Raw genomic sequence first — 26,289 nt, forward strand, 5'->3', positions numbered from 1 at the left:
ACGAACGGGGGTCCCGCACCGCGGGGCCCCCGTTCGCGTCCGTCAGGCTGCGGCCCGGTCGGCCAGCAGCGCCGCGAGCAGGTCCAGGTCCACGTCGGTCAGGCTTCCCACCTGGTGTACGCCGACTGTGCCGGCGAGCGCCACCTCCGCCGGTACGGCCAGCACCGCCGCGCCCGAGGCGAGCGCGCTGGCCACCCCGGTCGGTGAGTCCTCGATCGCCACACACCGCTCGATCGGCACACCCAGTCGCCGGGCGGCGGTCAGGTACGGCTCGGGGTGCGGCTTGGCCGCGACCACCTCGTCACCGGCGACCACCGTGTCGAAGTTGTCCCGGCCCAGGGTGTCCAGGGCGATCTCGACGAGCGCCCGGGGACTGGAGGTGACCAGCGCGGTGGGGATCCCCGCCGCGCGGACCCCACGCAGCAACTCGAACGCGCCCGGCCGCCACGGCAGCCCGGTGCGGAACAGCTCCAGGATCCGGGCGTTGATCCACGCCGCGCTGATCTCCGGGTCCCGTTCGGGCTGCCCCAGGTCGTCGTGCAAGATCCGCATCGACTCGGCCATCGCGGTGCCGATGATCGCGTGGCGGGCTTCGACGGAGAGGTCACCCCCGTACTCCCGGGCGAGTTCCTGCAACGCGACGTCCCACAGCTTCTCGCTGTCGACCAACGTGCCGTCCATGTCGAAGAGCACGGCGGCGGGGTGATGGCTGTTCAGCGGGTCCTCCAGGGTCGCGGCCGACACCGGCGATCCTGCCAGGGCCGGCCACCGCACACGGCCACGATGGCCACCGACGTGATCCGGGCAACCCGCTCAGCCCAGGTCGCAGGCCTCCAGCGACCGCTCGTAGCCGCGGAAGAACGATTCGGTGCGCTGCTCGGCGGTGCCGTGCGAACCCTCGGCGAACCACGGCTGGTCGGGGTCGTCACCGACCGCCGCCAACCCTTCCCGGAACTCGTCCAGGTCGCCGTCGGCCAGGGTCAGGGCACCGGAGCGCACCGAGTCACCGAGGTACGCCCCGGCCATGCAGTCGGCCTGCAACTCCTGCTGGATGGTGAAGCTGTAGTTGATGCCGAGCCGGACCTGGATGGCGTGCGCGTACTCGTGCCCGAGCAGGTAGAACACGAACGCGTCACCGACCTGGCGGAACGCCGCCACCGACCAGCGGACGTCGTACGCGATGAAGTCGCCCCGCGAGCAGTAGACCGCGTTGTTGCGGGGCAGCGGCTCACCACCGCAGGACACCTCGCCCTCCCGCTGGTAGGGGGTGATCCGCCGGACCGGTTGGAACCGTTGCCCGGACGCCTTGAACTGGGCCGCCCAGTAGCGCTCGGCGATCGCCTGGGCGTCGGCGACGTCCTGCTCGAACTCGGCCACGCTCGTGGTGCTGTCGGCCCGGGTGGTGCCCGGCCCGGGTGACGCCTGCGACTGCTCCGGAGCCGGACGCTCCCCCTCCGGCTCGGCCAACCCGCCGCCCGCGCAGGCCAGCGACACCAGGGCGGCGACCAGCAGCCCTGCGAGCGGACCCTTCGCGCCGCGTCCGAACCGTACGCCCACCGTGCCTCCCCAGACATCGTGCCCGCGCTGGTAGTACCCCGACGGTACGACCACCACGCTCGTCACCCGTTTCACGCGGGGTGACGGCGGACGGTTCACCCCGACCGGTTCGGGCGTCGCTCTCGGCAGGGGCACGGGTCGGCTCAGGGGCCACGGTGGCGGGCCGTCACAATGCCGTCAGGCGGGTGTCGCCGCCCAGGAGAGAGGGCCGGCCGTGGCACACGAGTTGGGCAGCCGCGCGCGGCGTCAGCCCGCGCCGGCGCACATCCGGTGGCGGTCGCTGCGCGACCCCTACGAGGCCGGCAGACCCTGGCTGGAGTTGTTCGACGACGAGGCACCGCCTCGGGTGGTGGCCGGTTACGCGCCCGTGCTGCTGGTGTGGTCGTCGCTGTGGCCGCACCGACCGCTGGACCTGATCCGGTTCGACCTCAGCCCGGGGTTGCCCGGCGGGGACTGCATCCTGCGCTGGACGCTCACCACCGACGGTGACCTGCCGAGCGAGAGCACCGTCGGGCACCTGCGCCACCGCCTCAACTATCTGGTGAATGACCGGCTGCGCCTCTCGTACGGGCAGTAGGTCCGCTCAGCCGCCCGACTCCCGGCCGCGCTGCCAGGTGTCACCCTGGTCGCCGTGCCGCTCGGCCTCGTACCGGTGCTGCCGACTCCGAGCCTCCCGACCAGCCGCCGGGTCGTCCCCCAGATCCACCCGCCCCCGCCGAACCACAACCGCCCAGGCGGCACCGGCCACCACCACGAAGACCCCACCCACAACCCACACCACTGCCATACCGGCACCGTAAGCCCCACGCACCACCCAATCCCTCGGGTGATCTCACGGTTGGCGTGACTCCGCTCAGCGTGTCGCCGCGCCAAACTCGTGATCAACAGATCAGGTGGGGATGGATGTCCGGGGACGGGGCGTGGGTTCGACGTTTCCGGTGGAGGCGTCGTCGGGGCGCCCACGGACGGAGGGAGACACGCCGTGAAGTACATGATTCTGCTCTACGGCTCACAGCAGGACTACGACGTGCTGTCCGGGCGGGCGACCGACCGGCCCGCCATGTCGGCCGAGCAGATCGCGGCGATGCACAAGCACATGGAGACCTTCCACCAGGCGCTGGCCGAGTCCGGGGAACTGGTCGACGCCCAGGGTTTGAGCGAGCCGGTGCACGCCCGCCGGGTGCAGGTCCGCGAGGGCGCGCCGGTGGTCACCGACGGCCCGTACCCGGAGACGCAGGAGGTCCTGGCGGGTTACACGATCGTAGAGTGCGCCAGCTTCGACCGGGCCACCGAGATCGCCGCCGGCCTGGTCGACCCGGACGCCCCGGGCGGTTACGTGGACGTGCGGCCGGTGCTGGACGGCATCGAGGACCTGGGCGGCTGACGGGTGCCGGAGACACGGGTCGAGGACCTGCTGCGCGACCTCGCGCCGCAGGTCCTCGGCGCGCTGGTCCGCCGTTACGGGCACTTCGACACCGCCGAGGACGCGGTGCAGGAGGCGCTGATCGCCGCGGCCGACGGTTGGCCGCGCGACGGCGTACCGGAGAACCCCCGCGGCTGGCTGATCACCGTCGCGTCCCGCCGGTTGACCGACCTGCTGCGCCGGGAACAGGCCCGGATGCGCCGCGAGGACACGGTGGCGCGGTGGGTGCTCCCGGAGCAGTGGCGCGCTCCGGCGGCTGATCGACCGCCGGCGGACGAGGACGACACGCTCATCCTGCTCTTCCTGTGCTGCCATCCGGCGCTGTCGCCGGCGTCGCAGATCGCGCTCACGCTGCGCGCGGTGGGCGGGTTGACCACCGCCGAGGTGGCCCGCGCGTTCCTGGTGCCGGAGGCGACGATGACCCGGCGGATCAGCCGGGGCAAGCAACGGATTCGCGACAGCGGGCTGCGGTTCGCCCTACCCACCGGGGCCGAACGCGCCGACCGGCTCGCCGCCGTGCTGCACGTGCTCTACCTGATCTTCACCGAGGGGTACGCGCGCACCACCGGCCCGGGGTTGCTGCGCGCCGACCTGACCGCCGAGGCGATCCGGCTGACCCGCCTGGTGCACCGCCTGCTACCGGATGATCCCGAGGTCACCGGGCTACTGGCGTTGATGCTGCTCACCGATGCCCGCGCTCCGGCGCGGATCGGCCCGCACGGCGAGTTGGTGCCGATGGCCGAGCAGGACCGTTCCCGGTGGCGGGCCGACCAGATCGCCGAGGGGACCGAGCTGATCACCAGGGCGCTGCCGCACGGGGTGGTCGGGGCGTACCAGGTGCAGGCCGCCATCGCCGCCGTGCACGACGAGGCCCCGGAGGCGCAGGATACCGACTGGGCGCAGATCACCGCCCTGTACGAGGTGCTGCTGGGCATCTCGGACAACCCGGTGGTGGCGCTCAACCACGCGGTGGCGGTGGCGATGAGCCGTGGCCCGGCGCAGGGTTTGGCGTTGCTCGCCGACCTGGCCGACGACGCGCGGTTGGCCGACGACCCTCGACTGCCGGCCGCTCGTGCCCACCTGTGGGAGATGGTCGGTGAGCGGGTCGCGGCGCGGGAGGCGTACCGGATGGCGGCTGCCCGGTCGACGAACCTGGCCCAGCAGCGTTACCTGAACGCCCGCGCGGAGCGCCTCGGCGACCCGCCGCCCACCGCCTGACCCGGCGGGCGGCGGGCGGCGGGCGGCGGGCGGCGGGCGGCGGGCGGCGGGCGGCGGCGCACGTTACGGGCTGGCGGCCAGGAAGACGAAGGCGGCCAACAGCACCAGGTGCACACCGCCCTGCAGCACGTTGGCCCGGCCGGGCACGACGGTCAGTACGGCGGTCACCGCGGTCAGCGCGAGCAGGACGAGCTGGGTGCCACCGAGGCCGAGCAGCAGCGGGCCCTCCAGCCAGATCGAGGCGATCGCGATGACGGGAATGGTCAGGCCGATGCTGGCCATCGCCGAGCCGAGGGCCAGGTTCAGGCTGATCTGCACGCGGTCGCGGCGGGCGGCGCGGGCGGCGGCCAGGGTTTCCGGCAGTAGCACCAGCAGGGCGATGATCACACCGACGAACGCGTGCGGCAGGTTCGCCGCCGCGACGCCGGCCTCGATGGTCGGTGAGACGGTCTTGGCGTCGCCGACCACGGCGACCAGTGCCACCAGCAACAGCACGAGGCTGACCAGCGCCGCGCGGTTGCTCGGCGGCTTGGCGTGCTCCTCGGCGTCGATGACCTGACCCCGGCTGTCGACCGGGAGGAAGTAGTCGCGGTGCCGCCCGGTCTGCACGAGCACGAACAACCCGTACAGCGCCAGCGACGCGACGGCGGCGAAGGCGAGCTGGGCGGGGCTGAACTCCGGGCCCGGACGGGCCGTGGTGAAGGTCGGGAGGACGAGGCTCAGGGCGGCCAGGGTGATCACGGTCGCGAGGGCCCCACCGGTGCCCTCGGGGTTGAACACCGCGACCCGGCGACGCAGGGCGCCGAGCAGCAGGGACAGGCCGAGTATCCCGTTACAGGTGATCATGACGGCGGCGAAGACGGTGTCCCGGGCGAGCGACTGGGTCTTCTCCGGCCCGCTGATCATCAGCGTGACGATGAGGGCGACCTCGATCACGGTGACCGCGACGGCGAGCACCAGTGACCCGTACGGCTCCCCCACCCGGTGGGCGACCACCTCCGCGTGGTGCACGGCCGCGAGCACCGCGCCGCCGAGTAGCAGCGCGACCACCACGATGACCGGCCCCGGCAGGTTCCGCCCCCACGTGGCGATCAACACGAGAACGGCGAGCACGGGTACGACGAAGGTCCAGTCGGTCATCCGGGAGCGGAGGGAGGCGGCCATGCCGTACAGAGTGCCAGGTCAAGTGATCATGTGCCCACCATCGACGCATCGGTATCCCAAACCCGTAACTCATGGGTTACGCTTCACCGGTGAACGAGGTGGCTGTCGCGATCGCGGACCCGGTGCGGCGGCACATCCTGACCATGCTGCGCGACGAACCCCTGTCGGCCGGCGACATCGCCCAGCGGTTCACGATCAGCCGCCCCGCCATCAGCCGCCACCTCCGCGTGCTGCGCGAGAGCGGGCTGGTCCGCGACGAGACGGTCGGCCGACAACGGATCTACCGCCTGGACCCGGGCCCGCTCGCGCCGCTGGTCGGCTGGCTCGCCGGGCTCGCCGGCACCGACCGGTGGGAACGGCACCTCGACGCGTTGGAGACCGAGGTCTACCGCACCCGCCGAGAGCGCCGCAGCCGCGGCCCGGCGGGACACCGAAGGGAGCACACGGCATGACCCGCACACCCGCCGGACGCCTGTTCCGCACCGCCACCGGTCACGACCTCGTCCTCACCCGCACGTTCCGCGCCCCGGCGGCGGACGTCTGGGCCAGCCTGACCGAGTCGGAGCGCACCGCCCGCTGGTTCGGCCCCTGGGAGGGCGACGCGGGGCCCGGACGGACCATCCGGGTCCAGATGGCGTACGAGGAGCAGCAGCCCTGGTGCGACGTCCGGATCGACGCCTGCGAACCGCAGCGGCATCTCGCCGTGTCGATGATCGACAGCTACGGCACCTGGCTGCTGGAGCTGACGCTGACCGAGGTCGACGGCAACACCGAGCTGCGGTTCGTGCAGCACCTCGCGACCGTGGAGGGCATCGCCGAGACGGGCGCCGGCTGGGAGTACTACCTGGACATGCTCGTCGCCTCCCACGACGGCTCACCCCGCCCCGACTTCGACGACTACCACCCGGCGATGCAGCCGTACTACCAGGATCTGGTCGCCGCCGAGCGCCCCTAGGTCTCCTGGCGCAGCTTGGCGAACTCGGCCGTCAAGGCCGGCAACGGGAAGTGCGCGTTCAGGCCGCTCGGGTTCGGCAGCACCCACACCCGGGCGCGGCCCAGCCGCTGCGACTGCGGCCCCAGGCCGGCCCGGGGCCGGGCGAAGGCGATCCGGTACGCGGTCACCCCGAGGACGGCCACCCAGCGCGGCCGGTACCGCTCGGCCTTCACCGCCAACCCGGTCACCCCGGCCACCAGCTCCGCCGACGTCAGCTCGTCGGCGCGGGCGGTGGCCCGGTTGCTCAGGCTGGTGATGCCCAGGCCGTGGCGCAGCAACTCGTCGTGCTCCCACGGGTGCAGTTGCCGGTCCGTGAAGCCGGCACCGTGCAGGGCCGGCCAGAACCGGCTGCCCTTGCGGGCGAAGGGCAGCCCCACGGCGGCGGAGTAGAGGCCCGGGTTGAAGCCGCAGAACAGCACCCGCAGGCCGGGCCCGATCACGTCCGGCAGGCCCCGACCGGCGGCCGCCGCCACCTCCTGCGGTGTCGGCCGCCGAAACGGCCCCGCCTGCTGCGCCCCCACGAGACCGATCCTGCCGTACGACCGGGCACCGAAACCGAGATGCGCCGCGGCTGACGACTTGGCACCCTCGGCGCATGCAGGCAACCGACCACCTCGCCGACAGCCGCTACGCACGGATGCGCTGGAACACACCCCTGTCCGAGGAGCACGCCGCGCTGCTGCTGCGGCGACTCGACGTACGCCCCGGCGCGCGGGTGCTCGACCTGGGCTGTGGCTGGGGTGAGCTGCTGCTGCGGGCGGTCGCCGCCGGTGGCGTGTCCGGCGCGCTCGCCACCCGGGGCGTCGGCGTCGACACCGATGACTCCGCGCTCGCCCGCGGGCGCAGGTCGGCGGCCGACCGTTCCCTCGACCGGCACGTCGCCTTCGTGAAGGGCGAGGCGGCCGCCTGGCAGGAGCCCGCCGACCGGGTCCTGTGCATCGGGTCGGCACATGCCTTCGGTGGCACCGGCACCGCGCTGGACGCACTCGCCACCGTGGTCGAACCGGGAGGCCGGCTACTGTTCGGCGACGCCTACTGGGAACGGCCCCCGACCCCTGACACAGAGCAGATCTTCGGACCCGAGGTCACGGACCTGCCCGACCTCGTCGAGGCCGCCCGGGAACGCGGCTGGCGGGTGCTGCACCTGAGCACCGCCGACCAGCGTGAGTGGGACGACTTCGAGTCCACCTGGCTGGCCGGGCGGCAGGAGTGGCTGCTGAGGTACCCGGAGGATCCCCGGGCGGCCGACGTCCGCGCGGAACTCGACGACCGGTTGCGCCAGTACGTCGGTGGTTACCGGGGGGTGCTCGGCCTCGCCTACCTCGTCCTCGGCCGCTGACGGCCCACCGTTGACGCCGCCGGCTACGCTGCGCGTGGTGAGCGCCGGACCTCGTCTCGCCCTGCCCTGGCGGATCCTCGTCGTGTCCGCCGGCGCCGTGGCGGTGTGGCTGTTCCTGAAGGCCCTGCTCGACCGCGACTACGACCGACCCACCCACGCCGTCGGGGCGATCCTCACCACGGCGCTCGTCGTACCCCTGGTGGTTGTCGCCCGTCGCCTCCTGGACCGACGTCCGTGGGCCGGCATCGGATTGCCGTCGCTCCGCGAGGGCTGGCGGCGTCTGCTGCTCGGCATGGCCTGCTGGCTGGTCCCCGCCGGGGTGGGGCTCGTGCTCTGCCTGGGCTTCGGTTGGGTCGAGATCAGCGCGCGGACGTCCGTCGGGGACGTGTCGCGCGTGGCGGTGTTGCTGGTGGTGCTCGTCTTCCTCAAGGAGGCGCTGCCGGAGGAGCTGATCTTCCGGGGCTACCTGCAGCGCAACCTCGCCACCCGGTTGCCGGCCTGGCAGGCCGCCGTGGGGCAGGCCGTGCTGTTCACACTGTTCGGGTTTCTCGTCGGGGCCGCCCGGTCCGTCGACCGGCTCGCACTCTTCTTCGTCTTCGCGCTCCTGCTGGGCGCCTTCCGGGCCGCGACCGGCGACATCTGGGCGGGCATCGGCTTCCACGTCGCCTTCCAGACTGTCGCGCAGCTGTTCGGCGACGTGGGGGCGGTCTTCGACGTGGTCGGGTCCGACGTCCTGGGAGTCGTGGCGATGGGGGCCATCCCGTTCTCGGTCAGCTGGATCGTCGTGCGACACCTCTACCGGCACCACCTGGACTGGCGGGCCGTCGCACCGGAGCCGGCACGGTGACCGGCTGAACCTCCGCGTTCGGCCCACCGACCGAGCCGGCCTGAGCGTCACCGCCGTGCAGAACCCGCTGACAACCCTGGCCGACGACGTCGCCGCCACCAACCGCGCCCTCGACCGCCAGGACGGGCCGACGGTGCTGGTGGGCCACTCCTGGGCCGGCACGGTCATCAGCGAGGCCGGCAACCACCCGAACGTCACCGCCCTGGTGTACGTCGCCGCCCGCGCCCCGGACGCCGGCGAGGACTACGCCGCCCTCGCGGCGAAGTATCCGACGCCCCCGGCGAACGCCGGTCTCGTCCACCACGACGGGTACGCACAGCTCGGCGAGGCGGCGTTCCTCCCACCTCGCCATGGTCACCCACCCGGAGACGATCGCCGACCTCATCATCATGGCCACCAGAGGCGCGGACAGTTCCGCACCGTCCGGCCAGGGATGACCGGGCCGGGAGGGCATACCACCGACCGCCGCTATGGAGCTGATGTCGTAAACGATTCGGCCGCCAGCGGGGCCAGCCCTCTTCAGGACCAACCGAGGTACGGCCGGCGCCCCGCCGAGAGACCACTGCCTGGCGTCACCGACACGTGGCCGTGATGCCACAAACGATTCAGCTCCAAAGACTCCCACCGATACACCTGCGGGCCGCCGGGACACTCGTCGGCGACGGAATCGAACACGGCCACGCACCCGGGCCACTTCCGACGTCACCGACTCGTCCTGCCGAACGGCCGGCCGTTGCCGCGCGCCGGACCGTCGTGATCGGGGCGCGGCGTCGCAATACCCACCTCGGGCGGTCGACGCCGACGGGCGTGGGCTTGACGGGGCGCAGACATCGGAGGTTTACTGCGTCAGCGATAGAAGTCGATGGGCTCTGACCGTCCACTATGGTCGGCGGGCTCTTCGGCGGTGCGATCGCGATCGGTCGACGCCGGTGCGCCAGCCGTCTCCTGGCACTGTCGGTAGCGACGCGATGCTCCCCCCTCGGCGGGCGGGGAGCACCGGCACGGCAACCCGCACGGCGCAGCGTCGCGCACACCCCCTGCGGGACGATTCCACCGGCACGGCACCACCCCGCAGCATCTCAGCCGAGCATCGGCGGCCCGGCTCCGTACCACCGCCATCGCGACCTCGGCGAGCTCGCACGCCCACGTGACGTGCGCGCCAGGGTCGACGCTCAGCAGAGGAGCACCCCCATGCGTTCCCGTTCCCGCCTGTTGGCACTCGTCACCGGCTTGGCCGTGATGCTGGCCAGCTTGGCAACCCTCACCACACCGGCCTCGGCGGCACCACTGACCAAGGTCCTGGTGTTCAGCAAGACCGCGGGCTTCCGCCACTCGTCCATCCCGAACGGCATCGCCGCGATCCAGCAGCTCGGCTCGGCCAACGGCTTCACCGTGACCGCCACCGAGGACGCCAACCAGTTCACCACCTCGAACCTGGCCCAGTACCAGGCGGTGGTCTTCCTGTCGACGACCGGTGACGTCCTCAACTCCAGCCAGCAGACGGCCTTCGAGTCGTACATCGCCGCCGGCGGCGGATACGTCGGTGTGCACGCCGCCGCCGACACCGAGTACAACTGGCCGTGGTACGGCCAACTGGTCGGCGCGTACTTCGACTCGCACCCGGCGATCCAGAACGCGACCGTGCGGATCGAGGACAACACCAATCCGTCGACCGCCCACCTCCCGGCGACGTGGGTGCGCTCCGACGAGTGGTACAACTACCGCACCAACCCCCGGTCGAGCGCGCGGGTCCTGGCCAACCTGGACGAGTCGTCGTACAGCGGCGGCAACATGAGCGGTGACCACCCGATCACCTGGTGCAAGGCGTACGGCGGCGGTCGGGCCTGGTACACGGGTCTGGGCCACACCGAGGCGTCGTACACCGACCCGAACTTCACCCGGATGCTGCTCGGCGGCCTCCAGGTCGCCGCGGGTTCGGTGACCGCCGACTGCTCGCCGCGCACGACCACCCCGCCGCCCACCACCCCGCCGCCCACCACCAGCGGCTCCACCCTGAAGGCCCGGGCCAACAACCAGTTCGTCAGCGCGCCGAACTCCACCACCGCGCTGATCGCCAACAAGACCTCCGCGGGCACCAGCGAGCGGTTCGACGTGGTCAACCTCGCCAACGGCAACGTGGCGCTGCGCGCCAAGAGCAACGGGCAGTACGTCGCGGCCGAGAACGCCGGTGCCGCCGCGCTGATCGCCAACCGCGCCTCCGCCGGCGCCTGGGAGACGTTCCAGCTCGTGCGCAACTCCGACGGCACGGTGAGCCTGCGGGCCACGGTGAACAGCCGGTACGTCGCCGCCGAGAACGGGGGCTCCTCCCCGCTGATCGCCAACCGGACCTCCATCGGTCAGTGGGAGAAATTCGACCTCGTCACGAACTGACCCGCGTCCCCGCCCGGTCTTCACCACCACCACCTGGTGCGGGCGTGCCCCCGCGCGCCCGCACCACCGGTCGTCGAGAAAGGACGATCATGCTCTCGTACCCCCGGCGCTGGTCCCGGGCCATGGTCGCGGCGGTCACCACCGTCGCGAGCGTGGCCCTGGCCCTGGCCGCAGCTCCCACCGCCGCCCAGGCCGTGGTGATTCCCGCCAGCGACTATCAACAGGTCAGGCTCGCCAACGGCTCGGCCGAGCTGGGTGAGGCGATGTCCCTGGCCGTGCTGCCCAACCGCTCGGTCCTGCACACCGCCCGCAACGGCGTCCTGCGGGTCACCGACGTGGCCGGCAACACCAAGACCTCCGGCACCCTGTCGGTCTACACACACGACGAGGAGGGGTTGCAGGGCGTCGCCGTCGACCCCGGCTTCGCCACCAACCGGTGGATCTACCTGTACTACTCGCCCGCGTTGAGCACCCCGTCCGGGGACGCCCCGACCACCGGCTCGCAGTCGGACTGGGATCGGTGGAAGGGTCACCTACGGCTGTCCCGGTTCACCCTCAACTCCGACGACACGCTCAACCTGAGCAGCGAGAAGATCGTGCTCCAGGTCGCCAACGACCGTGGCCAGTGCTGCCACGTCGGCGGTGACATCGACTTCGACGCCGCCGGCAACCTGTACCTGACCACCGGCGACGACACCAACCCGTTCGAGTCCTCCGGCTACGCGCCGATCGACGAGCGCACCAACCGCAACCCGCAGTTCGACGCCCAGCGCACCTCGGCCAACACCAACGACCTGCGGGGCAAGCTGCTGCGGATCAAGCCGCAGGCCGACGGCACGTACACCATTCCGGCGGGCAACCTGTTCGCCCCCGGAACGGCCAACACCCGGCCGGAGATCTACGCGATGGGTCTGCGCAACCCGTTCCGGATGAGCGTCGACAAGCCGACCGGTGTGGTCTACATCGGCGACTACGGCCCGGACGCCGGAAGCACCAACTCCAGCCGTGGCCCGTCCGGCCAGGTCGAGTTCAACCGCATCACGGCGCCGGGCAACTTCGGCTGGCCGTACTGCACCGGCACGAACACGAGCACCGAAACATACAACGAATACACCTTTCCGTCCGGGCCGTCGCAGTCGAAGTACAACTGCTCCGGCGGTCCGACGAACAACTCGTTCCGCAACACCGGGCTGACCACGCTGCCCGCGGCCAAGCCGGCCTGGATCAAGTACGCCGGTGACTCCGGGTCACCGTCGGAGTTCGGCAGCGGTTCCGAGTCGCCGATGGCCGGGCCGGTGTACCGGTACGATGCCGCGCTCAACTCGAGCATCAAGTTCCCGTCGTCACTGAACGGCCTCTTCTTCGCCGGCGAGTACGGCCGGCGTTGGATCAAGCCGATCGCGATCAACGCCGACGGCTCGCGCGGGGAGATCTCCAACTTCCCGTGGTCCGGCACCCAGGTCATGGACATGGCGTTCGGCCCGGACGGCGCGTTGTACGTGCTGGACTACGGCACCGGCTCGAACAACCAGGCGTTGTTCCGGATCGAGTACATCGGCGGCGGCAACCGCAACCCGATCGCTGTCGCCTCGGCGAACCCGACCTCGGGGGCCAACCCGCTGACCGTCAACTTCTCGTCGGCGGGCAGCTCGGACCCGGAGGGTGGCGCGCTGAGCTACCTGTGGACGTTCGGCGACGGCACGACGTCCACGGCGGCGAACCCGACCAAGACGTACACCACGAACGGCACCTACTCCCCCACGTTGCGGGTCACCGACCCGGCCGGGCTGACCGGCACGGCGAGCCTGGTGATCACCGTAGGGAACACCGCCCCGACGGTGACGCTCACCACGCCCGCTGACGGGCAGCTGTTCAGCTTCGGTGACACCGTGTCGTACCAGATCAACGTGAGCGACCCGCAGGACGGCACGATCGACTGTTCCAGGGTGAGCCTGACCTACGCGCTCGGTCACGACAGTCACGCACACCAGATCACCTCGAAGACCGGGTGCAGCGGCACGATCACCGTGCCGACCGACGGCGAGCACGACTCGGCGGCGAACATCTACGGGGTCTTCGACGCCGCGTACACCGACAACGGTGGACTGACCACGCACACCATCAGGACGCTGCAACCGAAGCATCGCCAGGGTGAGCACTTCGGCGCCACCTCCGGCGTGCAGGCCACCGACCACACCAACGCCGAGGGTGGCCGCACCGCCGGCTTCATCGAGAACAACGACTGGATCTCCTACACGCCGTACAACCTGGCCAACGCCAACCGCATCACCGTGCGGGCCTCGTCGGCCGGCGCCGGCGGCACCATCGAGGTCCGGGCCGGGTCGGCGACCGGCACCCTGCTGGGCACCGTCACGGTGCCGGTGACCGGCGACTGGGAGACGTTCGTCGAGGCGTCCGGCACGATCAGCAACCCGCCGAGCGCGTCGACCACGCTGTACCTGGTGTTCAAGGGTGGCTCCGGCTACCTGTTCGACGTCGACGCGTTCACCTTCGCCACCGGCACCGCCAACACCACACCGGTGAGCACGCTACGGGCGCAGGTCAACAACCAGTACGTGTCGGCGGTCGGCTCCACCGCGCTGATCGCCAACAAGGCCAGTGTCGGCACGACCGAGCAGTTCGACCGGGTGGACGCCGGCAACGGCACCATCGCGCTGCGGTCGCGCGCCAACGGGCTCTACGTCTCGGCCACGAACTCGGGCGCCGGAGCGTTGGTCGCCAACGCCGCGGCGATCGGATCGTGGGAGAGGTTCCAGCTCATCACCAACTCGGATGGGACGGTGAGCCTGCGGGCCACTGTCAACAACCAGATCGTGTGCGCCGAGAACGCCGGGGCCGGATCCCTGATCGCCAACCGGACGTCGGTCGGGGCCTGGGAGAAGTTCATCCTGACCACCGGCTGACCGGGCGCGTGTGCACGGGGCCCGGCCTGGTGATTAACCAGGCCGGGCCCTTACCGCGGGAAGACGTGCTTGGCTAGATCGGGAAGCGGCCGTGCCGCCAGTGCCAGTGTCGACCGGCCCTGAGGTGGTCGACGATCGCGCGCTGCAGCGCGGTGCGGCGGGGCAACTGCTCCAGCGGGGTGCTCAGCGTGCGGAACACGAAACGCAGCACCTCGACGTCGGCGTCCGGACCGTCCTTCTCCTCGTAGGGAACCAGCTCGAACATTTGCTGGAACCGGACGATGTTCGATTCTTCGGGCAGGTATTCCCGCAACTGCGGGTCGAGCAGCCACGAGCCGCAGGAGAACGCGGTGTAGGGCTCGTCGGGGAAGTGGCGCGCGAAGAACCCGCGCGCCTCGTCCAGCGACGCCGCGACCGCCTCCGGTGTCAACGGCCCCGTGTCGGGGACGTGCAGGCCGATGGCCGTGTCGCCGCGGTGGTGTTGCAGACGGCCCAGCTCGTAGATGCTGCCGCGCACGTGCAGCGTCAGCCAGCTCTGCATGACCGGCCAGCCCTCACCGCGCATCCGCCGGTCGATCGTCAGGTTGCGGCCGAGGTCCGCGAGGCTCCGCCACGACACGTCGTCCGGGACGTCATGGTCGCGGTGGTAGCTCCGGGCGACGTCGACCAGGGCGAGGTACGCGTACACGTAGAGGTGCCGCCAGGCGGGACCCCGGTCGCGGGGCAGCTCCGGACCGGGCACCAACCAACCGTGCCCGCCGAGGTCGGCGTGGACCAGGGCGATCGACCGGTCGAGCAGCCAGCGCAGCTCGGGCGTCCACAGCGGCGAGGCGGGATCGGGCCAACCTGCCATGATCTCGGCGGCGTCGTCCGCCTGCACCCCGAGCCGATCGAGCAGCGCGGGCGCGTCGGCCTTGGCCGGCAGCGGAACCGACTGCCGATCGCCGGCGAGCTGCTCGACGCGTTCGACCTGCTCGACGGGCACTGCGAGCCGAGCGGCGATGTCGTGCGGATCCACGTCGACGACCCTACCGGCGTTCGCGTCTCCGGTGGGTGCCCGCAGGTCGGCCGGACCCGCGACGTCAGGAGTCGGCGGGAACCCCGGTGTCGAGTTGCCCGATCATCGGCGCCAGGAGGTCGTTGAGCTCCCGAGCCAGCACCACGACGGCCCGACGGGCCGAGGCGGGGACGTCGTCGCCCGGTCCGTCGGGTGTCGGCGGCAGGTCGTCGAGCGGAAGGGGCGCCTCCACCTGGAGCAGTGCGCGCACATGCGGGCTGCGCGTCTGGTCCTGCTCGGTGGGGGTGGTGAACTGGCCGAACAGCTGCGGCCAATCCCGCCAACCACGGTCGCGTTGCCACTGCTTGGTCCAGGTCAACTCCGCCGGCCAGCGGGAGGCCACGGTGACCGCGCAGACCATGCTGCCGTCCCACGGGCTGCGTGCGCAGGTCGCCGAGATGATCCGCCGGTGCCAGCGGACGAAGCCGGGCGACAGCTCGCTGGCCACCCGCCAGGCCGTCGCCGCGAAAGCCACGGGCGCGAAGTCACCCCAGGTGACGTCGAACTCGCCGATCCGACGGAGCACCTCCGCCTCGTACCGGCCGCGTCCGTCGCTGCCGTGCTCGCGGTCGAACTGCTCGTCCAGCCAGAAGGCGCGCGGCTCCGGCATCCTCGTCCCCGTTCCCCGGCGATGGTGTCACCACGTCGAACCTATGCCATCCGCCGGGCGCGAACGGGTGTCCTCGCCGCCCCTACCCCACGAAAACGCAGAACGGGTGACCGGCCGGGTCGGCGTACACGCGTAGCGGCTCGTCGGGATCCTCGATGCGGTCGAAGCGCAGCCGGCCACCGAGGCGCAGGACGCGCTCGTGCTGCACCAGCAGCTCATCGACGGACTCCACGGTGAGGTCCAGGTGCAGTTGCTGGGGCACGTCGTTCTTCGGCCAGGTCGACTCCGGCAGGTGATCCACCTGCTGGAACGCGAGCTGGGCGCCGCCGTCGGGGGACCTCAGCACCAGCCAGTCACGACCGCGCTCGTCTTCCTGGCCGGCCGCCGGCGGCTCGTCACCGGGCCGGTAGACGTAGCCGAGCAGGTGGCGGTAGAACTCCGCCAACGCCCGCACGTCGGTGCCGTCCAGCACCACCGAACCCAGTCGGGGAACGCTCTCCTGATCGCCCATCCTCGATCACCTCCGAGCGCCCATTGTCGCCGCACCTCGCTCTGGTCGCACCTCGCGGCGCCCCCGTACCGCGCGTTTCGCAGTCACGCACCCGTCACTGAACGCATACGACACGACCACTGTGGATCGAACACGGACCCCTAGCGTGGGCGGTGCGACGTCGGAGCGGACCGTCTCCGACCGCCATTCCCAGGAGGTCACGTGCGCAGGAAACTCGGATTCGCCTCGGTGGGCATCATGCTGCTGGCCAGCGTCGCCGTCGCGCAGGCCCCGGCCCAGGCCGGCACCGCCGCGCCGAACGGATCCGCGACGGTCGCCGAAGGGCGCGCCACCATCGACGGACGGCCGTCGACCGACGCGGACACCGCGGCGGCCGTGGGCAACGCCTACTGGACGCCCGAACGGATGCGAGCGGCACGACCCGCTCCCCTGCCGGACGGGGTCGACGCCCCCGACGGGGAGGCTGCCGACCGCCCCGGCCGCGTCGGTGCGCCGCGCGACGTCGCCGAGCCGGCGGCCCCACGGTCGCCGGCCGCCGGTCTGGGCGACGCCGCCAGGGGCACGAGCCAGGCAACCCAGGCGGTGAACGCCTCACCCGGGGTCGGTCGGGTCTTCTTCCGGCACAACAACGAGGACTTCTTCTGCTCCGGCGCGACAGTGAACAACCCGCAGGCGAATCTGGTCTCCACCGCCGGTCACTGCGTACACCCCGGTGACGGCGGATCGGTCTGGTACGACAACTGGGCGTACGCGCCGGAGTTCACCAACGGCATCGCGGTGCACGGCCTCTGGTTCCCCAAGGAGTTCACCTCGGTCGAGGGTTGGGTCGACTGGGGCTTCCTCTGGTGGGACTTCGCCTTCGTCACCATGCACCCGCGGGGTGGCAAGCGGCTCGTGCACGTCACCGGCGGGCAGGGGCTCAGCGTCAACCAGTCCAAGAAGCTTTCGGTGTTGCTGCTGGGTTACCCGGGAGAGCCGCCGTACGACGGCGAGTCGCAGTACTACGACCAGGGCACCACCAAGGCCGCCGGGGCCCAGCGGATCAAGTTGAAGGACTGCCCGCTCACCCGGGGCGCCAGCGGCGGCCCGTTCCTCCGCGCGTGGGACAACGACCTCCGGTTCGGGTTCGTCAACTCGGTGATGTCGTACACGTTCTCCGGCAACATGTACGGCCCCTACTTCGACGACGACGTCCTGGACATCTACAACGTGGCGAAGAACAAGCAGTGACCGACGCTCGACGGGCAGCGGTGGTCGTGGGTTGACAAGCACGGGTCTCCAGAGTGGACGATGGGGCGTGCGGATTCTCGTGGTGGGTGGCAGCGGTCTGATCGGCGCTCACGTGGTGCAGGTGCTGCGGGAGCGCGGTCACGCCACGACAGCCGTGGCGCGTACCTCCCAACCGGGTATCGACCACCTGCTCGACGTGGGTTCCGCCTCGATCGACGACCTGCGGTCGTTGCTCGCCGGTCACGACGGCGTCGTGTACGCCACCCGGACCGACGAGCAGCGACCGTTACCCAAGCCGATCTACCCGCAGTTCCGCCGGGACAACGTCGACCCGGTGGTACGCCTGTTCACCGCCGCCCGCGCGGAGGGCCTCACCCGTGGCGTGGTGATGGGCTCGTACTACACCTACTTCGACAGGTCGCACCCGCAGTGGCGGCTCCCCGAGCGGCACACGTACATCAGGTGCCGCGTCGAGCAGGCCCGGGAGGGACGCGCCGCCGCCGGTCCGGATCTGCCGGTCGCCGTCCTCGAACTGCCCTTCGTCTTCGGTCGGGCCGGCGACCGGCTGCCCAACTGGGCCGGTCCGCTGGACCGGTGGGCGCGCTCGCGTACACCTTTGGTCGCACCGACCGGCGGAAGCGCCGCGGCCTCGGCGCGCAGCGTGGCCGAGGTCGCCGCCGACGCCTTGGAACAGGCCGACGGTGCGGACATCCCGGTCGCCGACGAGAACCTCACCTGGCATGACATGCTCGCGCGCATCGCCGAGGCGGTCGGCCGACGCCGCCGGGTCGGTCGGCTGCCGGCGGGTGCGGCACGGTCCGCCCTGCGTCTCGGTGGCGCGTTGCAGGCGCTGGGCCGCAAGGAGTCGGGGGTCGACCCGACCCACGTCGCCGACCTCCTGCTCACCGACCTGTTCATCGAGCCGACGACCGGCCGTTCGCTGGACGCCGCGCTCCGCGAGACCTTTCCCAACCCGGGGGCCGCGCCAGGTACGCCGTCTTGACGTCGGGCGCGAACCCGCAGGCGCGGTAGAACGCGTGGGTCGCGGCAGTACGCGAACCCGTCATCAGCATCGCCTTGTAGCAGCCCGCGTCCCAGGCGGCCTGCAGCGTGCCGGCCATGATCTGTCGACCCAGCCCGGTCCCCCGCCGTGACTCCTCGACGACCACGTTCTCGATGACGGCGTACGGCGACGCCGACCGGCTGAGGTTGGGAATCACGTTGAGGTAGGTGGTGGCGACGACGACACCGTCCAGGTCGAGGACGAAGAGACTCAGCCCGGGTGTGTCGAGGATCCGCTGGTAGACCACCCGGTCCGAGCCGTCGTTGAGCACCGGATCGTCCGGGTTCAGCTGCCGGTAGAGACGGATGATCTGCGTGAAGTCGTCGGGCCCTGCCGCACGAAACATGCCCGGAGCGTAGCGACGGCGGCAGGCAGGCGCTGCCCGCACGCCCTGGCCGTCACGCGCGGTGCGCCGCGCGACGCGCACCACGGAAGATCCGCGCAACGTCAGGGATGTAGCGGTGTCCGCTGCTCGTGAGGCCCCTACATCCCTCAAGTTGTGGCCTCCGACCGACCAGTCGCCGTGTCGATCATGGAGTTGTGGTGCCCGGAACCTGGTGAACAGCGGCTTTCATCACCCGCCACAACTCCATGATCGACCAGAGGGGGTCACGGGGTGAGGACGATTCGCCCGAAGACCTGGCCGGCGTCCATCTTCTGGTGGGCCGCAACCGCCCGCTGCAACGGCAGCACCTCGTGCACCACGGCGACCAGTTCGCCACGAGTCGCGGCGGTGAACTGGTCGCGTCGCACGGCCTGGCGGGCGGATTCCGGCACAGTCGCGGCGCTGAAGGTGGCGAACGACATCGACTTCTGGAATGCCGTCATCAGCTTCGCGCCGAAGTCTGCCGGCGGCTGGCCGCCGACCGCGCCGACGACCACGAGGCGGCCGTTGGGATTGAGCCTGTCGAGGAACGCGGGCAGGCCGTCGCCGGCGACGACGTCGATGATCACGTCGTAGCCGGAGGGGTCGTCGGTGCCTCCCGTACCCGCACGATCCAGCACGTGGGTCGCGCCGAGGCTACGCAGCCGCCGACCACGCTCGGGCGACGAGGTGGTGACCGCGACGGCACCGGCGCCACGGCGGCTCGCGACCTGCACCGCCATGATCCCGATGCTGCCGGCCGCACCGCGTACCAGCACGGTCTCCCCGGCCGAGAAGTGCGCGTGGGCGAGACCGAAGTGGGCCACGATCCCGGAGCTGCCGAGCGTCACGGCATCGACGACGGAGAGGCCCGCCGGGACGGGCAGGACCTCCGAGATCGGCGCTACCGCCTGCTCGGCGTACCCACCGCCGGTACCCGTGAACGCCCACACCCGTTGCCCGATCCACGCGGGGTCGACGCCCTCGCCGACCTCGGCCACCGTCCCCGCCACCTCGCCGCCGAGGACGTACCCCTCTCGGAAGCCGTAGGCGGCGAGAGCACCGCTTCGGATCATGACGTCGGAACCCGCGACACCGACCGCCTCGACCGTGATCAGGACCTGTCCCGGAGCCGGAACCGGGTCAGGGATGTCGGTCACCGCCAACCCGCGAGGATCGCCGAACTCCCTGATGGTGACTGCCTTCACTGCGTACCTCTTCTCCCGCCGGACTGCCCGGTGACCAGCACGAACGGTAGTGGACGCTGGCGTCCGTTTAGCTAAAGTGAGAGCATGACCGAGCAGTTGACTCGAAACCTGCGGTCGGACGCGCGGGACAACCGCCAGCGGATCCTCGAAGCCGCCCGGACGACCTTCGCCACCGACGGCATGGACGTGCCGATGCGCGAGATCGCCCGCAGGGCGGGGGTCGGTCCCGCCACCCTCTACCGCCGCTTCCCCACCAAGGAGGCGTTGGCGACCGAGGCGTTCGCCGAGCAGATGGACGCGTGCCACGTCATCGTCGACGAAGGGCTCGCCGACCGGACCCGTGGCATGGCCTGTGCCTGGTGATCGAGAAGCTCTGCGAGCTGCACGCCCGGGACCGTGGCTACACCACCGCGTTCACGACGGCCTTTCCGCACGCCGTGGATCTCGCCGCGAAGCGCGAAGCGGCCCTTGCCTCACTCGCCGAACTGACCCGTCGCGCCAAGAGCACCGGCCACCTGCGGTCCGATTTCGTTCTGGACGATCTCATCCTCATCCTGATGGCCAACGGCGGTCTGCACGCCACCTCGACGGACGCCCGGGTGGCCGCCTCCCGCCGGTTCGCCGCGCTCGCCATCCAGGCGTTTCGCGCCTGATCGATGCCGTGCCCGCTCCACGGCATGCCCGGGCCATCAATGGCGGCCGGGCCACCGGTTGACGGCCTGGAGACGGCACGACATGGTTCAGCGGCGTTCCGGACGACCTGATCGCAGGTCGGAGCACCCGCACCCGCTACTTGGCGTTGAAGTAGCTGGCCTCCGGGTGGTGGACCACGATCGCGTCGGTGGCCTGCTCCGGCATGAGCTGGAACTCCTCGGACAGCTCGACACCGATCCGGTCCGCGCCGAGCAGGTCCACGATCTTCGCCCGGTCCTCCAGGTCGGGGCACGCCGGGTAGCCGAACGCGTACCGGCAGCCCCGGTAGTCGTTGCGCAGCAGACCGGCCAGATCGGTCGGGTCGTCGTGGCCCAGCGGACGCCCGTCGGGCAGGGTCAGCTCGGCGCGCACGCGCCGGTGCCAGTACTCGGCGAGCGCCTCGGTGAGCTGCACCGACAACCCGTGCACCTCCAGGTAGTCGCGGTACTCGTTGCGGGCGAACAGCTTCGCCGCGTACTCGCTGACGGGTTGCCCGACGGTGACCAGTTGCAACGCGACCACATCGAGCTGGTCGCCCTTGGGTTTGAAGAAGTCCGCCAGGCAGAGCCGCCGCTCCTGCCGCTGGCGGGGGAAGGAGAACCGGGCGCGCTCCGCGTGCCCGTTCTCGTCGAGCACCACCAGGTCATTGCCTTCGGAGTACGCCGGGAAGTAGCCGTACACCACGGCTGCCTCAAGGACCTGGTCGGCGATCAGCCGGTCCAGCCAGTACCGCAGACGCGGCCGACCCTCGGTCTCCACCAGCTCGTCGTAGGAGGGCCCGTTGCCGCCCCGGGCGCCGTTGAGCCCCCACTGCCCGCGGAACGTGGCCCGCTCGTCGAGCAGCGCCGCGTAGTCGGCCATCGGCACGCCCTTGATCACCCGGGTGCCGAAGAACGGCGGGGTGGGCACCTCCACGTCCAGTGCCACGTCGGAGCGGACCGAGGAGTCGTGCAGCTCCGGCAGTGACTCGGTGACCATCGTGCGCTGCCGTTCCCGGCGGGCGCGCCGGGCCGCGAGGGCGGCCTCCCGCTCCGGGTCGATCACCGGGGCGCCGCCGCGCTTGGCGGTCATCACCTTGTCCATGAGGGACAGGCCCTCGAACGCGTCCCGCGCGTAGTGCACCTGACCGGGGAACATCGACCGCAGGTCGTCCTCGACGTACGCGCGGGTCAACGCCGCCCCGCCGAGCAGGACGGGCCAGCGCTCCGCGACCCCGCGCGTGGCCATCTCGGCCAGATTCTCCTTCATGATGACGGTGCTCTTGACCAGCAGCCCGGACATGCCGATCGCGTCGGCCCGGTGCTGCTCGGCGGCGTCGAGGATGGCGCTGATCGGCTGCTTGATGCCGATGTTCACCACCTCGTAGCCGTTGTTCGACAGGATGATGTCGACCAGGTTCTTGCCGATGTCGTGCACGTCGCCGCGCACCGTGGCGAGCACGATGCGGCCCTTGCCGCCGTCCTCCGAGGTCTCCATGTGCGGCTCCAGGTAAGCCACCGCGGTCTTCATCACCTCGGCGGACTGGAGCACGAACGGCAACTGCATCTGGCCGGAGCCGAACAGCTCGCCGACCACCTTCATGCCGTCCAGCAGGATGTCGTTGATGATCGACAGTGGCGAACGGCCGCCCGCCATCGCGTCGTCCAGGTCGGCCTCCAGGCCGTTGCGCTCACCGTCGATGATCCGCCGCTTGAGCCGCTCGTCCAGCGGCAACGCCGCCAACTCCTGCGCCCGGCTGGCCCGGGCGCTGGTCACGTCCACACCCTCGAAGAGTTCGAGGAAACGCTGCACCGGGTCGTACCCCTCGCGACGCCGGTCGTAGACCAGGTCCAGGGCGACCTCGCGCTGCTCCTCGGGGATCTTCGACATCGGCAGGATCTTGCTGGCGTGCACGATCGCCGAGGTCAGGCCGGCCTGCTCGCACTCGTGCAGGAACACCGAGTTGAGCACCTGCCGGGCGGCCGGGTTCAGACCGAAGGAGACGTTCGAGATACCCAGGGTGAAGTTGACGCCCGGATACCTCTGGGCGATCTCCCGGATCGCCTCGATCGTCTCGAGACCGTCGCGGCGGGTCTCCTCCTGGCCGGTGGCGATCGGGAAGGTCAACGCGTCGATCAGGATGTCGGCGCGGTCCATGCCCCACCGGCCGGTCAGGTCGTCGATCAGCCGTGCCGCGACCCGGACCTTCCACTCCTTCGTCCGCGCCTGCCCCTCCTCGTCGATGAGCAGCGCCACCACCGCCGCGCCGTGCTCCCGGACGACCGGCATCACCCGCGCGTACCGGGAGTCGGGGCCGTCGCCGTCCTCGAAGTTCACCGAGTTGACCACGCACCGGCCGCCGAGCATCTCCAGCCCGGCCTCGACCACGGCGGGCTCGGTGGAGTCCAACATGATCGGCAGCGTGGACGCGGTGGCGAACCGGCCCGCCAACTCCCGCATGTCCTGCGTGCCGTCGCGGCCCACGTAGTCCACGCACAGGTCGAGCAGGTGCGAGCCGTCGCGGGCCTGACTGCGGGCGATCTCCACACAGGCCCGCCAGTCGCCGGCGAGCATCGCCTCGCGGAACGCCTTCGACCCGTTGGCGTTGGTCCGCTCCCCCACCATCAACACCGACGCGTCCTGGGCGAACGGCACCGGGTGGTAGACCGAGGAGACACCCGCCTCGTGCCGGGCCTCGCGGGCCGGGGCGACGCTGCCGTGCAGCCGCTCCGACAGCACCCGGATGTGCTCCGGCGTGGTGCCGCAGCACCCGCCGACCAACCCGACGCTGTAGTCGGTGACGAACCGCTCCAGGGCCTCGGCCAACTCCACCGGGGTCAGCGGGAAGTACGCCCCGTCGGCGGTCAGCACCGGCAGACCCGCGTTCGGCATCACCGACAGCGGGATGCGGGAGTGCTGCGACAGGTAGCGCAGGTGCTCGCTCATCTCCGCCGGGCCCGTCGAACAGTTGAGCCCGATCAGGTCCACGCCGAGCGGCTCGATGGCGGCCAGGGCCGCGCCGATCTCACTGCCGACCAGCATGGTGCCGGTCGTCTCCACGGCCACGTGACAGATGATCGGCACCGACTGGCCCAGCTCGGCCATCGCCCGCTTCGACCCGACCACGGCCGCCTTGACCTGAAGCAGGTCCTGGCAGGTCTCGATGATCAACGCGTCCGCGCCGCCCTCGATCAGACCGGCGGCGTTCTCCTGGTACGCGTCGCGCAGGGTCGCGTAGTCGGCGTGCCCGAGGGTGGGCAGCTTGGTGCCCGGCCCGATCGAACCGAGGACGAACCGGGGTCGCTGCGGGGTGCTGGCCGCGTCGGCGGCCTCCCGGGCGATCCGGGCGCCCGCCGCCGACAACTCGCGGATGCGCTGCGGGATGTCGTACTCGGCGAGGTTGGCCAGGTTGGCGCCGAACGTGTTGGTCTCCACGCAGTCCGCACCGGCGGCCAGGTAGGCGTCGTGCACGCCGCGCACCACGTCCGGCCGGGTGACGTTGAGGATCTCATTGCACCCTTCGAGCCCGTCGAAGTCGTCGAGCGTGAGGTCCGCGGCCTGCAGCATCGTGCCCATCGCGCCGTCGGCGATGAGAATCCGGTCGGCCAGCACATCCATCAACGAAGTCCGCACCCGTTCAGGTTAGTGCGGTCCCCACCGCACCCAGCGAACCTCGGCGCGCGATCCCATATTGTGTCAGCGGGATCACGCTGTCTGGTTCGTTCGTGTATGACCGGTCGCCGTCCGGTGGACCGGCGCGGCCGACGGGCCGCATCCCTGCCCGGCACGTAGGCTGGCGGACGTGAAGGACAACAGGGACGCCACTGTGCCACACGGTACGACGACCGGGCGCGATCCCGGCGCCGACCGCGACGAGCAGGGTGAGGTGACGGCGTGACCGAGTTCGACGGACTGCCGGTGCTGCGGTCCCCGGTGGCCATCGCCGCCTTCGAGGGCTGGAACGACGCCGCCGACGCGTCCACCGCCGCGGTGGAGCACCTGGAGCAGGTCTGGAACGCCCGACAGATCACCGAGCTGGACCCGGAGGACTTCTACGACTTCCAGGTCAGCCGGCCCACCATCACCATGGCCGACGGCGAGACCCGCCGGGTGGAGTGGCCGACGACCCGGTTCATGGTGGCCAGCCCGGAGGGCACCGACCGCGACGTGGTGCTGATCCGCGGCATCGAGCCGAGCATGCGCTGGCGGACGTTCTGCGAGCAGGTGCTGGAGATCTGCCACAGCCTCGAGGTGGAACGGGTGGTGCTGCTCGGCGCGTTGCTCGCCGACGTTCCCTACACGCGACCGTTGCCGATCAGCGGCAGCGCCTCCGACGCGCAGGCCGCCGAGCGCTACCAGCTCACCCCCACCCGCTACGACGGGCCGACCGGCATCGTCGGGGTGCTGCACGACGCCTGCACGCGCGCCGAGGTGGACGCCGTCTCGTTCTGGGTGCACGTCCCGCACTACGCCAACAACCCGCCCTGCCCGAAGGCCACCCTCGCCCTGCTGCACCGGGTCGAGGAGGTCGTCGACCTGCCGGTGCCGATGGCCGACCTGGCCGAGGAGTCCGCCGAGTGGGAGCAGCGGGTGCGCAGCGCCGCCGAGCAGGACGCCGAGCTGGGCGAATACGTTCGCGAGTTGGAGGAACGGGTCGGCGACGAGGGCATCACCCCGTTGACCGGTGACGAGATCGCCCAGGAGTTCGAGAAGTACCTGCGTCGACGGGGCGGTTCGGCCGGCCCCACCGCCGGCTCCTGGTAGCACGTCCACGCTGCGGGCCCTCGGACCTTTTGTGGTCCGGGGGCCCGTTTTGGCGTGTCCGGGGTGGCGCCGTCACACCCTCTAAGGCATCCTAGGAACCTAGATGTGATCAAGGAGGCGGGTGTGCAGATCAATCCCGGGGCCGCCGAGTTCCCGCACCGACAGATCGCCGCGCAGCTCAAGGCCCAGGTCCGCCGGGGCGACTGGGGTCCGGGCGAGCGGTTGCCGTCCATCCCGGCCATCGCCGAGATGTTCGGCGTCGCCAAGCAGACCGTGCAACGCGCCGTCGACCAGCTGCGGGTCGAGGGCATCCTGATCACCAAACCCGGCTCCGGTACGTACGTCCGGGGCACCCGGCGCCGACTCAACCGGCTCTCCCGGGGCCGGTACGGCGGCTTCCGCGGCTACCACACCGACCTGGCCGCCCGGTACCGCCAGCAGCTCGTCTCGGTCGGCCTCTCCCCCGCGCCCGCCGAGGTCGCCGACGCGTTCGGCGTCTCCGACGGCACCAACCTGCTCTGCCGCCGGCACCTCGTCCGCACCGACGACTCCCCCGTCGAGGTAGGCGCCTCCTGGTTCCTGCCCCGTGACACCACGGGCACCTCGTTGGAGCGCGCCGAGGCGTTCGGCCGCCCCCTCTACCAGGAGGCCGAGGAGGTCACCGGCCGGCGGTACGTCTCGGCCACCGACACGATCAGCGCCCGCCAGCCCAGCCGGGAGGAGGCCGAGACCCTGCAGATCCGGCCGGACACCCCGGTGCTGCACCTGCTGCACATCGCGTACGACGCGCACCGCAAGCCGATCGAGGTGTCCCAGGCCACCTGGCCCGGCCCGATGACCACCCTCACCGAGGAGTACAAGATCCCCGGCCCCACCCCCGACCCGGAACCCGACCCCGGCCTGGTCCTCGGCTGACCGCGCCACCCACGCCCCGCGATACACCCCGTCCCCGG

27 protein-coding genes are annotated in these 26,289 nt (G+C 71.1%); 16 read left to right on the forward strand and 11 right to left on the reverse strand.

Features of this window, described 5'->3' with window-relative positions; genetic code table 11:
• Positions 1 to 42: 42 nt before the first annotated feature.
• Positions 43 to 693 (reverse strand): HAD family phosphatase, encoded by a 651-nt coding sequence (locus tag O7617_RS29705; RefSeq protein ID WP_282264905.1) that lies wholly within the window; start codon positions 691 to 693, stop codon positions 43 to 45.
• A 120-nt stretch (positions 694 to 813) separates the two neighbouring features.
• Positions 814 to 1,557 (reverse strand): neutral zinc metallopeptidase, encoded by a 744-nt coding sequence (locus tag O7617_RS29710; RefSeq protein WP_282259658.1) that lies wholly within the window; start codon positions 1,555 to 1,557, stop codon positions 814 to 816.
• Between the two features lie 214 nt (positions 1,558 to 1,771).
• Between O7617_RS29710 and O7617_RS29715 the strand changes: the two genes are divergently transcribed.
• Positions 1,772 to 2,134: a hypothetical protein gene (locus O7617_RS29715; RefSeq protein WP_282259660.1), complete on the forward strand. Its 363-nt coding sequence runs from the start codon at positions 1,772 to 1,774 to the stop codon at positions 2,132 to 2,134.
• A gap of 6 nt (positions 2,135 to 2,140) precedes the next feature.
• On the opposite strand, the gene O7617_RS29720 is transcribed toward O7617_RS29715, so the two are convergent.
• Positions 2,141 to 2,344, reverse strand: coding sequence for a hypothetical protein (locus O7617_RS29720; RefSeq protein WP_282259662.1), 204 nt, complete (start codon positions 2,342 to 2,344; stop codon positions 2,141 to 2,143).
• Between the two features lie 204 nt (positions 2,345 to 2,548).
• Here O7617_RS29720 and O7617_RS29725 point away from each other — a divergent pair, with 204 nt between their 5' ends.
• Positions 2,549 to 2,941, forward strand: coding sequence for a YciI family protein (locus O7617_RS29725; RefSeq protein ID WP_282264906.1), 393 nt, complete (start codon positions 2,549 to 2,551; stop codon positions 2,939 to 2,941).
• A gap of 3 nt (positions 2,942 to 2,944) precedes the next feature.
• A complete protein-coding gene (locus O7617_RS29730; RefSeq protein WP_282259664.1) occupies positions 2,945 to 4,198 on the forward strand; it encodes a sigma-70 family RNA polymerase sigma factor in 1,254 nt (417 codons plus the stop codon).
• A gap of 63 nt (positions 4,199 to 4,261) precedes the next feature.
• Here the strand turns inward: O7617_RS29730 and O7617_RS29735 are convergent, their stop codons facing one another.
• Positions 4,262 to 5,362 carry an ionic transporter y4hA gene (locus O7617_RS29735; protein WP_282259666.1) on the reverse strand — a complete coding sequence of 367 codons (1,101 nt, stop codon included), beginning with the start codon at positions 5,360 to 5,362 and terminating at the stop codon, positions 4,262 to 4,264.
• A gap of 89 nt (positions 5,363 to 5,451) precedes the next feature.
• On the opposite strand from O7617_RS29735, the gene O7617_RS29740 reads away from it, so the two are divergent.
• Both O7617_RS29740 and O7617_RS29745 read left to right on the forward strand, forming a co-directional pair.
• Complete coding sequence (locus tag O7617_RS29740) at positions 5,452 to 5,814, forward strand: metalloregulator ArsR/SmtB family transcription factor (RefSeq protein WP_282259668.1); 363 nt, start codon at positions 5,452 to 5,454, stop codon at positions 5,812 to 5,814.
• Positions 5,811 to 6,317, forward strand: coding sequence for an SRPBCC family protein (locus O7617_RS29745; protein WP_282259670.1), 507 nt, complete (start codon positions 5,811 to 5,813; stop codon positions 6,315 to 6,317). The genes O7617_RS29740 and O7617_RS29745 overlap by 4 nt, the downstream gene beginning before the upstream one ends.
• Here the strand turns inward: O7617_RS29745 and mug are convergent.
• Complete coding sequence (gene mug / locus O7617_RS29750) at positions 6,314 to 6,877, reverse strand: G/U mismatch-specific DNA glycosylase (RefSeq protein ID WP_282259672.1); 564 nt, start codon at positions 6,875 to 6,877, stop codon at positions 6,314 to 6,316. The two genes, O7617_RS29745 and mug, sit on opposite strands and share 4 nt — an antisense overlap.
• Positions 6,878 to 6,951: 74 nt before the next feature.
• On the opposite strand from mug, the gene O7617_RS29755 reads away from it, so the two are divergent.
• The 5 genes from O7617_RS29755 (at position 6,952) to O7617_RS29780 (ending at position 13,857) form a co-directional block, all read left to right on the forward strand.
• Positions 6,952 to 7,695 (forward strand): methyltransferase domain-containing protein, encoded by a 744-nt coding sequence (locus O7617_RS29755; RefSeq protein ID WP_282259674.1) that lies wholly within the window; start codon positions 6,952 to 6,954, stop codon positions 7,693 to 7,695.
• Positions 7,696 to 7,732: 37 nt separating this feature from the next.
• Entirely contained in the window at positions 7,733 to 8,542 is an 810-nt protein-coding gene (locus tag O7617_RS29760) for a CPBP family intramembrane glutamic endopeptidase (RefSeq protein WP_282259676.1), read from the forward strand.
• Between the two features lie 55 nt (positions 8,543 to 8,597).
• The gene (locus O7617_RS29765; protein ID WP_282259678.1) at positions 8,598 to 9,134 is read left to right on the forward strand and encodes an alpha/beta fold hydrolase; all 537 of its coding nucleotides are present in this window, start codon (positions 8,598 to 8,600) and stop codon (positions 9,132 to 9,134) included.
• A gap of 599 nt (positions 9,135 to 9,733) precedes the next feature.
• Entirely contained in the window at positions 9,734 to 10,933 is a 1,200-nt protein-coding gene (locus tag O7617_RS33500) for a ThuA domain-containing protein (protein WP_348774156.1), read from the forward strand.
• An 89-nt stretch (positions 10,934 to 11,022) separates the two neighbouring features.
• Positions 11,023 to 13,857 carry a PQQ-dependent sugar dehydrogenase gene (locus tag O7617_RS29780; protein ID WP_282259680.1) on the forward strand — a complete coding sequence of 945 codons (2,835 nt, stop codon included), beginning with the start codon at positions 11,023 to 11,025 and terminating at the stop codon, positions 13,855 to 13,857.
• 73 nt (positions 13,858 to 13,930) lie between these two features.
• On the opposite strand, the gene O7617_RS29785 is transcribed toward O7617_RS29780, so the two are convergent.
• From O7617_RS29785 to O7617_RS29795, 3 genes are all read right to left on the reverse strand, one after another.
• Positions 13,931 to 14,875, reverse strand: coding sequence for an acyltransferase domain-containing protein (locus O7617_RS29785; RefSeq protein ID WP_282259682.1), 945 nt, complete (start codon positions 14,873 to 14,875; stop codon positions 13,931 to 13,933).
• Positions 14,876 to 14,939: 64 nt separating this feature from the next.
• Positions 14,940 to 15,524, reverse strand: coding sequence for a hypothetical protein (locus O7617_RS29790; RefSeq protein ID WP_282259684.1), 585 nt, complete (start codon positions 15,522 to 15,524; stop codon positions 14,940 to 14,942).
• An 82-nt stretch (positions 15,525 to 15,606) separates the two neighbouring features.
• The gene (locus tag O7617_RS29795) at positions 15,607 to 16,035 is read right to left on the reverse strand and encodes a VOC family protein (protein ID WP_282259685.1); all 429 of its coding nucleotides are present in this window, start codon (positions 16,033 to 16,035) and stop codon (positions 15,607 to 15,609) included.
• Between the two features lie 201 nt (positions 16,036 to 16,236).
• On the opposite strand from O7617_RS29795, the gene O7617_RS29800 reads away from it, so the two are divergent.
• The gene (locus O7617_RS29800) at positions 16,237 to 17,265 is read left to right on the forward strand and encodes a hypothetical protein (RefSeq protein ID WP_282259686.1); all 1,029 of its coding nucleotides are present in this window, start codon (positions 16,237 to 16,239) and stop codon (positions 17,263 to 17,265) included.
• A 67-nt stretch (positions 17,266 to 17,332) separates the two neighbouring features.
• Positions 17,333 to 18,268 (forward strand): NAD(P)H-binding protein, encoded by a 936-nt coding sequence (locus O7617_RS29805; protein ID WP_282259689.1) that lies wholly within the window; start codon positions 17,333 to 17,335, stop codon positions 18,266 to 18,268.
• Here the strand turns inward: O7617_RS29805 and O7617_RS29810 are convergent.
• Entirely contained in the window at positions 18,180 to 18,674 is a 495-nt protein-coding gene (locus O7617_RS29810) for a GNAT family N-acetyltransferase (protein ID WP_282259690.1), read from the reverse strand. The two genes, O7617_RS29805 and O7617_RS29810, sit on opposite strands and share 89 nt — an antisense overlap.
• 263 nt (positions 18,675 to 18,937) lie before the next feature.
• Entirely contained in the window at positions 18,938 to 19,900 is a 963-nt protein-coding gene (locus tag O7617_RS29815; RefSeq protein ID WP_282259692.1) for a zinc-dependent alcohol dehydrogenase family protein, read from the reverse strand.
• Positions 19,901 to 19,984: 84 nt separating this feature from the next.
• On the opposite strand from O7617_RS29815, the gene O7617_RS29820 reads away from it, so the two are divergent.
• Both O7617_RS29820 and O7617_RS29825 read left to right on the forward strand, forming a co-directional pair.
• Positions 19,985 to 20,263: a helix-turn-helix domain-containing protein gene (locus tag O7617_RS29820; RefSeq protein ID WP_282259695.1), complete on the forward strand. Its 279-nt coding sequence runs from the start codon at positions 19,985 to 19,987 to the stop codon at positions 20,261 to 20,263.
• Positions 20,260 to 20,553 (forward strand): hypothetical protein, encoded by a 294-nt coding sequence (locus O7617_RS29825; RefSeq protein ID WP_282259697.1) that lies wholly within the window; start codon positions 20,260 to 20,262, stop codon positions 20,551 to 20,553. Before O7617_RS29820 ends, O7617_RS29825 begins: the two co-directional genes overlap by 4 nt.
• 136 nt (positions 20,554 to 20,689) lie before the next feature.
• On the opposite strand, the gene metH is transcribed toward O7617_RS29825, so the two are convergent.
• Positions 20,690 to 24,205 carry a methionine synthase gene (gene metH / locus O7617_RS29830; protein ID WP_282259699.1) on the reverse strand — a complete coding sequence of 1,172 codons (3,516 nt, stop codon included), beginning with the start codon at positions 24,203 to 24,205 and terminating at the stop codon, positions 20,690 to 20,692.
• A gap of 261 nt (positions 24,206 to 24,466) precedes the next feature.
• On the opposite strand from metH, the gene O7617_RS29835 reads away from it, so the two are divergent.
• Complete coding sequence (locus O7617_RS29835) at positions 24,467 to 25,336, forward strand: PAC2 family protein (protein ID WP_282259701.1); 870 nt, start codon at positions 24,467 to 24,469, stop codon at positions 25,334 to 25,336.
• Between the two features lie 123 nt (positions 25,337 to 25,459).
• Complete coding sequence (locus tag O7617_RS29840; protein WP_282259703.1) at positions 25,460 to 26,251, forward strand: GntR family transcriptional regulator; 792 nt, start codon at positions 25,460 to 25,462, stop codon at positions 26,249 to 26,251.
• Positions 26,252 to 26,289 lie beyond the last annotated feature (38 nt).

Origin of the sequence: Micromonospora sp. WMMD1155, assembly GCF_029581275.1 — a bacterium.
GTDB lineage: Bacteria > Actinomycetota > Actinomycetes > Mycobacteriales > Micromonosporaceae > Micromonospora.

Coding starts and splice junctions, on each gene's coding strand:
- O7617_RS29720 (WP_282259662.1), bottom strand. CDS start 2,344: ATGGCAGTGGTGTGGGTTGTGGGTGGGGTCTTCGTGGTGGTGGCCGGT.
- O7617_RS29725 (WP_282264906.1), top strand. CDS start 2,549: ATGATTCTGCTCTACGGCTCACAGCAGGACTACGACGTGCTGTCCGGG.
- O7617_RS29735 (WP_282259666.1), bottom strand. CDS start 5,362: ATGGCCGCCTCCCTCCGCTCCCGGATGACCGACTGGACCTTCGTCGTA.
- O7617_RS29745 (WP_282259670.1), top strand. CDS start 5,811: ATGACCCGCACACCCGCCGGACGCCTGTTCCGCACCGCCACCGGTCAC.
- O7617_RS29755 (WP_282259674.1), top strand. CDS start 6,952: ATGCAGGCAACCGACCACCTCGCCGACAGCCGCTACGCACGGATGCGC.
- O7617_RS33500 (WP_348774156.1), top strand. CDS start 9,734: ATGCGTTCCCGTTCCCGCCTGTTGGCACTCGTCACCGGCTTGGCCGTG.
- O7617_RS29780 (WP_282259680.1), top strand. CDS start 11,023: ATGCTCTCGTACCCCCGGCGCTGGTCCCGGGCCATGGTCGCGGCGGTC.
- O7617_RS29790 (WP_282259684.1), bottom strand. CDS start 15,524: ATGCCGGAGCCGCGCGCCTTCTGGCTGGACGAGCAGTTCGACCGCGAG.
- O7617_RS29795 (WP_282259685.1), bottom strand. CDS start 16,035: ATGGGCGATCAGGAGAGCGTTCCCCGACTGGGTTCGGTGGTGCTGGAC.
- O7617_RS29810 (WP_282259690.1), bottom strand. CDS start 18,674: ATGTTTCGTGCGGCAGGGCCCGACGACTTCACGCAGATCATCCGTCTC.
- O7617_RS29820 (WP_282259695.1), top strand. CDS start 19,985: ATGACCGAGCAGTTGACTCGAAACCTGCGGTCGGACGCGCGGGACAAC.